Here is an 11,951-nt window from a genome sequence, read left to right as displayed (position 1 = left end):
GGCAGCAGGTGCGCCGGCGGGACCCGGAACGGGATGCCGGCGTTGCGGATCTTCCGCTTGGCCCGGACCAGTCGCTGCGACATCGTCTCCTCGGCGACCAGGAACGCCCGGGCGATCTCCGCCGTGGACAGCCCGGCCAGCGTGCGCAGCGTGAGCGCGACCTGCGCCTCCAGCGCCAGCGCCGGGTGGCAGCAGGTGAACATCAGCCGCAGCCGGTCGTCCGGGAAGTCGTCCACCTCGGGTTGGTCCCCCGGCGCGGCGAGGTCGCGGAGCTTGGCCGCGCCGGCAGCCTCGCGGCGCAGCCGGTCCGTGGCGCGGTTGCGGGCGACGGTGGTCAGCCACGCTCCCGGCCGGCTCGGGATGCCGTCCTCCGGCCAGCGTTGCAGCGCCTGGGCGAACGCGTCCTGCGCGCACTCCTCGGCGAGGTCCCAGTCGCCGGTCGCCCGGATCAGGGTGGCCACGACCTGGCCCCACTCCTCGCGAAACAGCTGAGTGACGGCGCCTTGGAAGGCACTGTTCAGGGCTCCCAGACCGGCCTCACCTCGATCTTCCCGACCGCGGCCCAGGGGTGCTTCGCCGCGAGGTCGAGCGCCTCGTCCAGGTCTGCCGCCTCGATCAGGCTGAACCCGCCGATCTGGTCCTTGGTCTCGGCGAACGGCCCGTCGGTCAGCAGCACGTCACCGCTCCGCACCCGGACGGTGGTCGCGTCCGTGCTCGGCCGCAGCCCTTCGCTGCGGAGCAACTGCCCGCGCCGGGACAGCTCCTCCGACCAGTTCCCGCAGCCGGTCTCCAGCGCGGCGTCCTCGACGTCCGCCCGGTACGCCACGTCGCTTGCGAGCATCAGCATGTACTTCACGGCACCTCCACCGAATTGTCCGCGGCCTTGCGCGCCGACGGAATCGCTCCGGCAGGGCGCCATTGATCGAAGCTCATGATCCAACTGGTCGGCGCCCTGCCACCGCGATACCGTGCCTTCGGCCGGGGGCGCGCTCTGTGCTCAGCCTGGGTGCCGCGCGTCATTCTGGCTACCTCCTTTCCTGGGTGGCAGGGTGGTCGCATGGTCAAGCCGTTCGCCTCCAGCGCCGACACTACGGCGAAGGAGGAGACGTTCACCGAGCTCGCCGCGGGTGTGTACGCGCTGACCGCCGAGGGTGACCCGAACGTGGGCGCCATCGAGGGCGAGGACTTCCTGGTCTGCTTCGAGGCCAGGGCCACCCCGGTGGCCGCGCGCCGCTGGCTCGACAAGCTACGCGAGCACACCGACAAACCCGTGCGGTACCTGGTGCTCAGCCACTACCACGCGGTGCGGGTGCTCGGCGCGAGCGCGTTCGGCGCCGCGGAGATCGTGGCGCACGACCAGACCCGGATGCTGATCGCCGAGCGCGGCCGGCAGGACTGGGACAGCGAGTACGGCCGGATGCCGCGGCTGTTCGAGGAGCCGTCCTCGATCCCCGGCCTGACCTGGCCGACGGTCACGTTCTCCGACCGGCTGACCATCCCGCTCGGCGGTTCCCGCGGCGACCTGGTGCTGGCCTACTGCGGCCGCGGGCACACCGCCGGCGACATCGTGGCGTGGCTGCCGGGGGAGCGGATCCTGTTCGCCGGGGACCTGGTGGAGGCGCGGGCCGCGCTGTACACCGGGGACGCGTTCCACAACGACTGGGCGACGTCCACATTGGACAACGTGGCGGCGTTCCCGGCCGAGGCGCTGGTCGGCGGGCGCGGCGCGGTGGCGGTCGGCGCCGACGCGGTGGCCGCGGCGATCGCGCAGAGCCGGCACTTCCTGGACGAGCTGCGCCGCACGGTCGGCTGGGTGCACGGCGACGGCGGCACGCTGGCCGACGCGTTCCGCGCCGCGCACACCGCGCTCGCCCCCGGCTACGGCGGCTGGCCGATCTTCGAGCACTGCCTGCCGTTCAACGTGCAGCGCTACTGGGACGAGCTGGACGGCATCGACTGGCCGCGGGTCTGGACCGCCGAGCGGGACCGCGAAGTCTGGGAAGCGCTGCAGGGATGACCGTGCTGATCGTCGGCGCCGGGCCGGTCGGGATGTCGGCCGCGCTGCTGCTGGCCCGGTTCGGGGTGCCGAGCGTGCTGCTGGAGGCGGCGCCGGAGCGGCAGACCGTGGGCAGCCGGTCGCTCTGCGTGCAGCGGGACGTGCTGGACATCCTGGAGCGGGTCGGTCTGGGACGGTCCATTATGGACGCCGGAATGACGTGGTACACGGGCCGGATCTACTACCGCGAGCACGAGGTCGCCACGATCACGTTCCCGGAGACCGGGGCCGGCGAGTTCCCGCCGTTCGTCAACATCTCGCAAAGCGACGTGGAGGCGTTGCTGGAGCAGCGGATCCGGACCGAGGCGCTGATCGACCTGCGCTACGGTCACCGGGTCGTCGACGTTATGCCCGGCGCCGAGACCGTCGCCGTGCGCGTGTCCACATTGGATAATGATGAGGACGAGTTCATCGGCACGCACTGCATCGGGGCGGACGGCCCGCGATCGGTGGTGCGGGAGCTACTCGGGCTGCCGTTCGAGGGGCACTCGTTCGACGATCAGTTCCTGATCACCGACATCCACGCGAAGCTCGACTTTCCCGTGCCGGAGCGACGTTTCTATTTCGATCCGGCGGCGAACCCCGGTCGCCAGGTGCTGCTGCACCCGCAACCCGGCTCGGTCTGGCGGATCGACTGGCAGGTGCCGGACAACTTCGACCTTTACACGGACCGCGCCGGCGGTGGGCTGGAGCGCCGGATGCGGGCCATCGTCGGCGACGCGCCGTACCAGGTGGTGTGGATGTCGGTGTACCGGTTCCACCAGCGCCGGGTGCCGGTCATGGGGCGCGGCCGGGTGCTGCTGGCCGGGGACGCGGCGCACGTGATGAGCCCGTTCGGCGCGCGGGGCATGAACTCCGGGATCGCCGACGTGGAGAACCTGGCGTGGAAGATCGCCCTGGACCGGGCCGGGCGGGCCGGCCCGGCGCTGCTCCCGTCCTACGACCACGAACGGGGCGCAGCGGCCGCGGAGAACCTGCGGATCACCGACACGACCATGCGCTTCCTGGTGCCGCGCACCGATGCGGAGCGGGCGCACCGGCGGGACGTCCTGGAGCGCAGCGTGCACGATCCGGCGGCCCGGTTGGAGATCGACTCCGGCAAGCTCGCCGAGCCGTTCTGGTACCTCGACTCCCCGCTCACCACGTCCGCGGATCCGGCTTCGCTGGCCGGCTTTCCCACCGCACCGGGTGTGCCGCGGCCGCCGCTGCCCGGTGTGCTCTGCCCCGACCTGCCGCTGCCCGGCGGCCGGCTGCGCGACCGGTTCGGCACCGGGTTCACCGTGCTGGCCGGCGCCCGGGCCGAGGTCGACGGCGTGGTCGTGCCCGAATCCGTGGCCACGGCGCTGGGTTTCGGTCCGCACGGAGCCGCGCTGGTCCGCCCGGACGGCTACCTGGCCGCCGTGCTGCCGGGCGGCGATCTCGACGCGGGCCTGGCCGCCGCGCGCCGCCGGGCCTGCGGGTTCTGAGGTCCTGTGAGGGCTCACCGGCGACGAGGTGGGCCCGAGGAACTGGGTCTGGGGGCTTGCCCCCGGTGGAACACGGTCTGTCCGAGGAGTCGGTCGCTGTCACAGTGCCCACAGCGGTGGTGGAGCGGGGCCCGAGCCCTCACCTTGGACTCAACGCAGCCAACCTGAAGTGATCGCCGCACGTCCGTACGGTGGGAGGTGTCCGTGACGATCACACGCAGGGCCGTTCTGCGAGCGGCGGGGATGGGTGCGGTGGCAGCGTGGTCCACTTCGTGCACCGCCCGGCCGGGCTCGTCCCCGCCGGCGGCCGGCCCGGCGCCGTCCAGCCCGGCACCGGCCGCACCGCCGGACTGGAACGCGCTGCGGGCCCGGCTCTCCGGTGGCCTCGTGCTGCCCGGTGATGCCGGCTACGAGACCGCGCGGCGCTCGTTCAACGTGCTGTTCGACGCCCGGAAGCCGGCCGCGGTGGCCGCCTGCGCCCGTCCCGAGGACGTGCAGGCCTGCGTCGAGACCGCCCGACAGGCCCGCCTTCCCCTCGCCGCGCGCAGCGGCGGGCACAGCTACGCCGGCTACAGCACACCCGACGGCGGCCTCGTCGCCGACCTGAGCCGGATGTCCGGCGTCCGCGTCGCATCCGACGGAACCGCGGAGATCGGCGCCGGCACCAAGCTGATCGACGTCTACGCCGGCCTCGCCAAGGCCGGCCGCTGCCTGCCCGGTGGCTCCTGCCCGTCCGTCGGCATCGCCGGCCTCACCCTCGGCGGCGGCATCGGCGTCCTCATGCGCAAGTTCGGCCTCACCTGCGACCGCCTCGTCTCCGCCCGCATCGTCACCGCCGACGGCACCCTCCGCACCGCCTCCGCCGAGTCCGAGCCCGACCTGTTCTGGGCCCTCCGCGGCGGTGGAGGCGGCAACCTCGGCATCGTCACCTCGTTCACCTTCGCCACCGAACCCGCCCCCGACCTCACCGTGTTCTCCCTGCACTTCCCCGCCGGCGCAACCTCCAACGTCCTCGGCGCCTGGCAGCAATGGATCGCCGCCGCCCCCGACGAGCTCTGGTCCAACTGCGTCATCTCCGCCGGCCGCCCCCCGACCTGCCGCGTCGGCGGCTGCTACGTCGGCTCGCCCGCCTCCCTCAACTCACTCCTGGATTCCTTCCTGGCCAAAACCTCTGCCCGCCCCGACTCCCGCTCCGCGCAGCCCAAGGGTTTCCTTGACGCCATGCGCTACTTCGCCGCCTGCTCCCAGCGCACCGTCGAACAGTGCCGCCCCCAGCCTGGCGGCCAACTCACCCGCGAAGGTTACGTCGCCACTTCCCGCATGCTCCCCCACGCCGCCGACCCCGCCCACCTGGTGTCCACAGTAGACGGACGTTCCGGCGTCGACCTGCTCCTCGACTCCTTCGGCGGCGCCGTCTCCCGCCTCGCCCCCGACGCCACCGCCTTCGCCCACCGCACCGCCCTGGCCAGCGCCCAGATCTACGCCACGGCCACAACCGCCACCCGCGACCAGGCCACCCGCGCCGTCACCGAAGTCCGCGCCGCCCTCACCGGTATCACCAGCGATTCGGCCTACGTCAACTACATCGACCCCGACCTGCCCGACTGGCCCACCGCGTACTACGGCGCGAACCTCGCACGCCTGCGCACGGTCGCGCGGAAATACGACCCGGACAGCATTTTCACGTTCGCCCAGTCCCTGCATCAGGCCCACTGAACGCCAACCGGCGGCACCCGGATTCGTCGCTCCGGCGGCTAGCCCCTTTCCGGAAGCGGTTGCTAATTTTCCGTTACAGGACCGGAAGAAGGGGCATACAGATGACCAGGACCAGGCTTGGCGCGAGATCATTGGCTCTCGGCGCGGTCGTGTCGGCGGGGTTGGCACTGCTGGCGGCACCCGCGAGCGCGGCACCCCCGTCGTTCACCCCGGCCTGCCCCGAGTCCGGGAACTCCATGTTCTGGTGCAATGCCACGGATTCCACCGGCCAGCCCGCCCCCAACATCTACACCTACACCTGGACTCCGGTCCGCAACGCGGTCCTGATCACGTCGACCGGTGTGGGCATCACCGGTCGCTGCGCCCCCAACAACGGCACCTTCCAGGTCGATCTCACGATCTCCGACAGCACCGGCTCCACCACGGTTCGCAGCGCCGCCTGGCGCTGCCGCGGCGGCATCATCATGTGACTGGTTACAGGCTCACGCCGGTGAGGACCATGACGCGTTCCTCAGTGAGGTCGGTCATGGCGGAGAGGAGGCCTTCGCGGCCGGTGCCGGAGGCTTTGGTGCCGCCATAGGGCATCTGGTCGGCGCGGTAGGAGGGGACGTCGCCGATGATCAGGCCGCCGACGTCGAGCTCGACGCGGGCGCGGAAGGCGGTGTGGACGTCGCGGGTGAAGATGCCGGCCTGGAGGCCGTACTGGGAGTCGTTCACGGCGGCCAGGGCTTCGTCCACACTGTCCACGATGGACACGGCGAGGACCGGGCCGAAGACTTCCTCCGCCCAGACGCGGGTGTCGGGCGGGACGTCGGTGAGGACGGTCGGCTCGACGGTGGTGCCGTCGCGTTTGCCGCCGGTGAGCAGGCGGGCGCCGCGGTCGAGGGCTTCGGTGATCCACTCCTCGACGCGGGCGGCGGCGGGCTCGTCGACCATGGGGCCGACGTCGACGGCGGGGTCGTGCGGGTCGCCGGTGCGCAGCGCCGAAACCGCGGACAGCAAAAGGGGCAGGAAGGAGTCGGCGACGGCTCGCTCGACCAGCACCCGCTGCACGGCGATGCAGGACTGGCCGGCCTGGTAGTTGCCGAACGCCGCGATCCGGGACGCGGCGAAGTCGAGGTCCGGCCAGTCCGCGCACACCACGGCGGCCGCGTTGCCGCCCAGCTCGAGCACGACCTGCTTGCGCGGCGCGGCGTCGGCGATCGACCAGCCGACCGGCCCGGAGCCGGTGAACGAGACCACCGGCAGCCGCGGATCCCGTACCAGCGCCTGGGTTTCCTCGTTGCCGACCGGAAGTACCGAGAACGCGCCCGACGGCAGGTCCGTCCCCGCGATCAACTCGCCCAGCAGCAGCGCCGACAGCGGGGTCCGCGGCGCCGGCTTGACCACGATCGGCGCGCCCACCGCGATCGCCGGTGCCACCTTGTGCGCCACCAGGTTCAGCGGGAAGTTGAACGGGCTGATGCCCAGCACCGGCCCGCGCGGCACCCGGCGCACCACGGCCAGGCGGCCCTCCGCGGCCGGATCGGTGTCCAGCCGCTGCACGAAACCGCTGAACCGGCGGGCCTCCTCGGCGGCGAACCGGAACGTCGAGACCGCGCGCCGGACCTCGGCCGTGGCCCACTTCAGCGGCTTGCCGTTCTCCGCGGTGATCTGCTCGGCCACCTCCTCGGCGCGCGCGGCCAGCGACTGGGACACGTGATCCAGCGCCGCGGCCCGCAGGTGCGCCGGCGAGGTCCGGAACGAACGCGCGACGTCCCAGGCGGCGGCGACGGCGCGCTCCACCTGCTCGGCCGACGGCACGCTGACGGTGGCGACCTCGGAGCCGTCGAACGGATGGCGCACGGTGAGCGTGCCGGCGCCCTGCTCGGCGCGGCCGGCGATCCAGCACGGACGGGCGGTTGGCGACGTGGCGTCCATGGCTCAACCGTAGGCCCATGACATGCTGTAATCATGACCGAGCAGCACCCGGTTCTCGTTGTGGACTTCGGCGCGCAGTACGCCCAGCTGATCGCCCGCCGGGTGCGGGAAGCCCAGGTGTACTCCGAGGTCGTGCCGCACACCACGGCCGTCGCCGAGCTGCTGGCCGCCAACCCGGCTGCGGTGATCCTCTCCGGTGGCCCGTCCAGCGTCTACGCCGACGGCGCACCGGGCATCGACCCCGCCCTGCTGGACGCCGGCATCCCGGTGTTCGGCATCTGCTACGGCTTCCAGGTGATCGCCCAGGCTCTCGGCGGCACGGTGGAGCACACCGGCACCCGCGAGTTCGGCCGCACCGAGTTGGCCGCCACCGACAAGGGGGTGCTGCACGCCGACCTGCCGGCCCGGCACCCGGTCTGGATGAGCCACGGCGACTGCGTGACCGCCGCGCCTCAGGGTTTCACGGTCACCGCGAGCAGTGCGGGCGCCCCGGTCGCCGGGTTCGAGGACGCCGGGCGCCGCATCGCCGGGGTGCAGTACCACCCGGAGGTGGCGCACTCCCCGCACGGCCAGGAGGTGCTCCGCCGGTTCCTGCACGACATCGCCGGCATCCGTCCACAGTGGACGACAGCATCCATCGTGGACGAACAGACAGCTGCCATCCGCGAGCAGGTGGGTGGCGGCCGGGCGCTCTGCGGGCTGTCCGGCGGGGTGGACTCCGCGGTCGCCGCCGCCCTGGTGCAGCGTGCCATCGGCGACCGGCTCACCTGCGTGTTCGTCGATCACGGCCTGCTGCGGGCCGGCGAACGCGCCCAGGTGGAACGCGACTTCGTGTCGGCCACCGGGGTCAACCTGGTCACCGTGGACGCCGCCGGCCGGTTCCTGGCCGCGCTCAAGGGGGTCACCGAGCCCGAGGAGAAGCGCAAGATCATCGGCCGGGAGTTCATCCGGGTGTTCGAGCAGGCCGAGCTGGATCTTCAGCAGGAGGCCGGCATGCACGGGGAGCGGTTCGACTTCCTGGTGCAGGGCACGCTCTATCCGGACGTGGTGGAGTCCGGCGGCGGGGCGAGCGCGGCGAACATCAAGAGCCACCACAACGTCGGCGGCCTGCCGGATGATCTGAAGTTCGAGCTGGTGGAGCCGCTGCGGTCGCTGTTCAAGGACGAGGTCCGCCGGGTCGGGCTGGAGCTCGGCCTGCCCGAGACGATCGTGCACCGCCAGCCGTTCCCCGGACCGGGCCTGGGGATCCGGATCATCGGCGAGGTCACCGCCGAGCGGCTCGCCGTTCTCCGGGCCGCGGACGCGATCGCCCGCGAGGAGCTCACCACCGCCGGGCTGGACCGCGACATCTGGCAGTGTCCGGTGGTGCTTCTTGCCGACGTGCGCAGCGTCGGCGTGCAGGGCGACTTCCGTACCTACGGCCACCCGGTCGTGCTCCGCCCGGTGTCCAGTGAGGACGCCATGACCGCGGACTGGGCCAGGCTCCCTTACGAGGTACTGGAACAGATCTCGACCCGGATCACCAACGAGGTGCCGGAGGTGAACCGGGTCGTGCTCGACGTGACCAGCAAACCCCCGGGCACCATCGAGTGGGAGTGAAATCTAGCGTTTTCGGCCGCGCAGCGACGCGATCAGCAGGAGCAGGCCGATCAGCAGCGCGCCGCCGGCGATCACCCAGCGCAGGTCGGGACCCGAGATCCGAATCGCACCGTCGGTGAGCACGTAGCTGGAGACCAGCAGGGCGGCCACCCCGGCGATCAGGGTCAGCACGTCCGGGCCGCGCCGCTCGACCTGACGGTCGCTGTCCTGGTCAGCCACGTCGCACCTCCACGCTTCCCGCTCCGACCTCGACATGCAGCGTGACGCTCAGCCCGCCGCGCCCGTCCGGGCCGTGATCCATGATGCTCTTCTCCACGTCGGGACCCGAGTCGTTGCGGCCGAGGCAGTTGATGTCGCCGATGTCCGCCCGGCAGAACAGGTCGACGTCGGCGTTCGCCGGCACGATCACCGTCACGTCACCCGCGTCGACCGAGACGGTGGTGCCGACGTCGCCGGACTCCGGCAGCGCGGTGAGGTCGAGGTCGATCGTGCCGGCCGACCGCTCGTAGCTGCCCTGCACCTCCGCGATCGACGTGGGCCGCTCGTTGATCTCGCCGACCCCGTGCCAGCCGTGCGGCGCGATGGCCGTCAGACCCATACCGATGATCGAGAGCGGCACCGCCAGCCCGATCAGGCCTCGGCCGCTGCGGACGAACGAGCCGCCCACCATGCCCAGGCCGATCACACCCAGCACCACGCCGACGATGTGCGCGGGGGTGAGCCAGCCACCGTCGCCGCCCGGCGCCAGCCAGATGGCGGTCAGCCCGCCGGCCGCGATGAGCGCCACGGCGAACGTCATCAGGCCGATCTTGGGCCGCTTGCGGGGGGCCGGTGGCTCCGGCTCGGGCGGAGTCGGCTCCGGCAGGTCCCACGCGAACGGGGCGGCGCCCAGCGGATCCCAGGAGGGCGGCCGGACCGGAACCGGCTCCGGCGGGGCCGGGTGGCTCGGCTCGCCGTACCGCGGGGGCGCATACGTTGGCTCAGTGACACCGAAAACCGGAGTGTCGAACGGCTCGGCGGCCGGTGCCGGGCTCGGTGCGGGGGTGGCGACGGGCCGGTTGAGGTGCCCCCGGCTGCGGTGCAGCAGGTAGAGCGCGCCGGCCACGATGAGCAGGCCGAGGATGCCGCTGAACCGGTTGTTGTCCATGACGAGGAAATAGAACGCCGGGATCAGCGCCAGGCACAGCAGCACGGTGAACGCCGACGAGGTGGAGCTCCGCCGGTGATGGATCATCGACTCGAACGGCGCCGCCTGGTCGTCCTGCTCCGGCAGCAGCAGCCAGCCGAGCAGGTACACCAGGATGCCCGCGCCGCCGTAGAACGTGGCCACCACGAAGGCCACCCGCACCACGATCGGGTCGATGCCGTAGCGGTTGCCGATCCCGGCGGCCACACCGGCGAGTTTGCGCCCTCGCCGCGGCCGTCTCGGCCGGGTCGCCCAGAAGTCCTTGAGCGTGTCTTCCACGCTCGTCGCCTGTCCAGTCACGTTGTCGAGCATCCGTTCCGATCGCCGATCCCGCATCGGGGACTTGCCCTGATCTCGACCCGGAGATCGGTGTTCCGGGTATTTCCCCGATGATGCCGGTAGCGCCCCGTGTGACCATGATGAGGTGAGCCTGGGCGTTGACGAGAGGTCGGTGGGTGGCGCGGAGGTCGAGCGGGTGACGCCGGGGACGGTCGAGCCGGCGGCGAACCGGATGCGCCGCCGCAGGTCCGGCCGTGCCGTCGCGGGCGTGGCCGGCGGTCTGGCCGACCATCTCGGCATCCAGGTGCTCTGGGTGCGGATCGCGTTCGCCGTGCTGGCCGCCCTGAACGGCGCCGGCGTGCTGGCGTACGGCCTGTTCTGGGTGTTCGTGCGGCAGGAGGCCCGGGAGGCGCCGGCCCGGCCGAGCTCGGCCAAGGAACGCCAGCAGGCGTTCGGCCTGGTGGCGCTGGGTATCGGCCTGGCGATCGCGGTGGGCACGCTGTCCACCGAGGTCAACGGATGGCTGGTCGGCGGGCTCGGGGTGGCCCTGGTCGGCGCCGTGCTGGTCTGGCGGGAGGCTGACGAGTCGCAGCGCCGGCGGCTCCGGGACGGGGCGCGCACCGGCATGCTCGGCGCGGTGCTCGGCAGCGGCGGCACGTCCGCGCTGGTCCGGGTGCTCAGCGGCGCCGGCCTGGTGATCGCCGGGATCGCCCTGTTCCTGTGGCGCAGCGTCGCGCTGAGCCAGATGCAGTTCGCCCTGCTCGCGGTGCTGGCGACGCTGGCCGGGGTGGCGGTGCTGACCGTGCCGTTCTGGCTGCGGCTGGTGCGGGATCTGGGCGAGGAGCGCACCGCCCGCATCCGTACCGAGGAGCGCGCCGAGATCGCCGCCCACCTGCACGACTCCGTGCTGCAGACCCTGGCGTTGATCCAGAAGCACACCGACACCCCGCGCGAGGTGCTCCGGCTCGCCCGCGGCCAGGAGCGCCAGCTGCGGGAATGGCTCTACCCCAGCCCGAAACTGGGCGTCGCGGGCGAGGCGGTGGTCCTGTCCGACGCGATCGCCCAGGCCGCCGGCACGGTCGAGGACACGTTCGCGGTCAAGATCGACCAGGTGGTCGTCGGCGACGTGGAGCTCGACGAGCCGCTGGGCGCCCTCGTCCAGGCCGCCCGCGAGGCCATGGTCAACGCCGCCAAGCACGCCAACGTGCCGGAGTTCAGCGTCTACGCCGAGGTCGAGCGGGATCGGGTCCACGTGTTCGTCCGCGACCGCGGCAAGGGCTTCGACCCGGATGCGGTCTCCGCGGACCGCCATGGCCTGGCCGACTCGATCAGGGGCAGGATGGAGCGCAACGGCGGCGAGGTGCGCCTGCGCACCTCGCCGGGTGAGGGCACCGAGGTGCAGCTGGAAATGCCCCGAGCGAAGGTGAGCACGTGAGCGAGCTTGCGAGGTGGATGGCGTGACGGAAGCAGAAGCGACGACGGCGAAGCGACCCGTCCGGGTTTTCCTCGTCGACGACCACGGGTTGTTCCGCGCCGGGGTGCGGGCCGAGCTGGACTCGATCACCGACGAGATCGAGGTGGTCGGCGAGGCCGGCACGGTCGAGGACACGTTCGCGGTCAAGATCGACCAGGTGGTCGTCGGCGACGTGGAGCTCGACGAGCCGCTGGGCGCCCTCGTCCAGGCCGCCCGCGAGGCCATGGTCAACGCCGCCAAGCACGCCAACGTGCC

The 11,951-nt window shown here is 72.1% G+C and carries 11 protein-coding genes and 1 pseudogene; 7 read left to right on the top strand and 5 right to left on the bottom strand.

Going from position 1 to position 11,951, the window contains the following annotated elements:
• Positions 1-521, bottom strand: a 521-nt coding sequence (locus tag VGR06_RS02335) for an RNA polymerase sigma factor (RefSeq protein WP_414637133.1), incomplete at its 3' end; no start/stop codon positions are given.
• Entirely contained in the window at positions 518-856 is a 339-nt protein-coding gene (locus VGR06_RS02330; protein WP_414637131.1) for a YciI family protein, read from the bottom strand. The genes VGR06_RS02335 and VGR06_RS02330, both read right to left, overlap by 4 nt.
• Before the next feature lie 201 nt (positions 857-1,057).
• Between VGR06_RS02330 and VGR06_RS02325 the strand changes: the two genes are divergently transcribed.
• The 4 genes from VGR06_RS02325 to VGR06_RS02310 all read left to right on the top strand — a co-directional run bounded on the left by VGR06_RS02325 (position 1,058) and on the right by VGR06_RS02310 (position 5,708).
• Positions 1,058-2,017 carry an MBL fold metallo-hydrolase gene (locus tag VGR06_RS02325; RefSeq protein WP_327557243.1) on the top strand — a complete coding sequence of 320 codons (960 nt, stop codon included), beginning with the start codon at positions 1,058-1,060 and terminating at the stop codon, positions 2,015-2,017.
• Complete coding sequence (locus VGR06_RS02320) at positions 2,014-3,522, top strand: FAD-dependent monooxygenase (protein ID WP_327557242.1); 1,509 nt, start codon at positions 2,014-2,016, stop codon at positions 3,520-3,522. Before VGR06_RS02325 ends, VGR06_RS02320 begins: the two co-directional genes overlap by 4 nt.
• A 243-nt stretch (positions 3,523-3,765) precedes the next feature.
• Complete coding sequence (locus VGR06_RS02315; RefSeq protein ID WP_327557245.1) at positions 3,766-5,238, top strand: FAD-binding oxidoreductase; 1,473 nt, start codon at positions 3,766-3,768, stop codon at positions 5,236-5,238.
• 101 nt (positions 5,239-5,339) lie between these two features.
• Positions 5,340-5,708 carry a hypothetical protein gene (locus VGR06_RS02310; RefSeq protein ID WP_327557241.1) on the top strand — a complete coding sequence of 123 codons (369 nt, stop codon included), beginning with the start codon at positions 5,340-5,342 and terminating at the stop codon, positions 5,706-5,708.
• 4 nt (positions 5,709-5,712) lie between these two features.
• Here VGR06_RS02310 and VGR06_RS02305 read toward each other — a convergent pair whose 3' ends face one another.
• Positions 5,713-7,158 (bottom strand): aldehyde dehydrogenase family protein, encoded by a 1,446-nt coding sequence (locus tag VGR06_RS02305; protein WP_327557240.1) that lies wholly within the window; start codon positions 7,156-7,158, stop codon positions 5,713-5,715.
• Positions 7,159-7,191: 33 nt separating this feature from the next.
• On the opposite strand from VGR06_RS02305, the gene guaA reads away from it, so the two are divergent.
• Positions 7,192-8,757: a glutamine-hydrolyzing GMP synthase gene (gene guaA / locus VGR06_RS02300; RefSeq protein WP_327557239.1), complete on the top strand. Its 1,566-nt coding sequence runs from the start codon at positions 7,192-7,194 to the stop codon at positions 8,755-8,757.
• A 3-nt stretch (positions 8,758-8,760) separates the two neighbouring features.
• On the opposite strand, the gene VGR06_RS02295 is transcribed toward guaA, so the two are convergent.
• On the bottom strand, positions 8,761-8,976 hold the full coding sequence (locus tag VGR06_RS02295) for a hypothetical protein (protein WP_327557238.1): 216 nt from the start codon (positions 8,974-8,976) through the stop codon (positions 8,761-8,763).
• Positions 8,969-10,243, bottom strand: a complete 1,275-nt coding sequence (locus VGR06_RS02290; RefSeq protein ID WP_327557237.1) for a PspC domain-containing protein — start codon at positions 10,241-10,243, stop codon at positions 8,969-8,971. Before VGR06_RS02290 ends, VGR06_RS02295 begins: the two co-directional genes overlap by 8 nt.
• 211 nt (positions 10,244-10,454) lie before the next feature.
• Between VGR06_RS02290 and VGR06_RS02285 the strand changes: the two genes are divergently transcribed.
• Both VGR06_RS02285 and VGR06_RS02280 read left to right on the top strand, forming a co-directional pair.
• Positions 10,455-11,657, top strand: a complete 1,203-nt coding sequence (locus VGR06_RS02285; RefSeq protein ID WP_414637132.1) for a PspC domain-containing protein — start codon at positions 10,455-10,457, stop codon at positions 11,655-11,657.
• Positions 11,658-11,679: 22 nt separating this feature from the next.
• A pseudogene (locus VGR06_RS02280) lies at positions 11,680-11,951 on the top strand (histidine kinase); the annotation flags it as partial.

The sequence above is a fragment of the Actinophytocola sp. genome, from assembly GCF_036002505.1.
In the GTDB taxonomy this organism is placed as follows: domain Bacteria; phylum Actinomycetota; class Actinomycetes; order Mycobacteriales; family Pseudonocardiaceae; genus DASYTH01.
Note: the sequence above shows the minus strand (reverse complement) of the source record. Positions and strands in the feature narration are given on the sequence as shown.

Excerpts from the sequence above, each read along its gene's own strand:
- VGR06_RS02310 (WP_327557241.1), top strand. The coding sequence starts at position 5,340 with ATGACCAGGACCAGGCTTGGCGCGAGATCATTGGCTCTCGGCGCGGTC.
- VGR06_RS02315 (WP_327557245.1), top strand. The coding sequence starts at position 3,766 with ATGGGTGCGGTGGCAGCGTGGTCCACTTCGTGCACCGCCCGGCCGGGC.
- VGR06_RS02285 (WP_414637132.1), top strand. The coding sequence starts at position 10,455 with ATGCGCCGCCGCAGGTCCGGCCGTGCCGTCGCGGGCGTGGCCGGCGGT.
- VGR06_RS02325 (WP_327557243.1), top strand. The coding sequence starts at position 1,058 with ATGGTCAAGCCGTTCGCCTCCAGCGCCGACACTACGGCGAAGGAGGAG.
- guaA (WP_327557239.1), top strand. The coding sequence starts at position 7,192 with ATGACCGAGCAGCACCCGGTTCTCGTTGTGGACTTCGGCGCGCAGTAC.
- VGR06_RS02305 (WP_327557240.1), bottom strand. The coding sequence starts at position 7,158 with ATGGACGCCACGTCGCCAACCGCCCGTCCGTGCTGGATCGCCGGCCGC.
- VGR06_RS02320 (WP_327557242.1), top strand. The coding sequence starts at position 2,014 with ATGACCGTGCTGATCGTCGGCGCCGGGCCGGTCGGGATGTCGGCCGCG.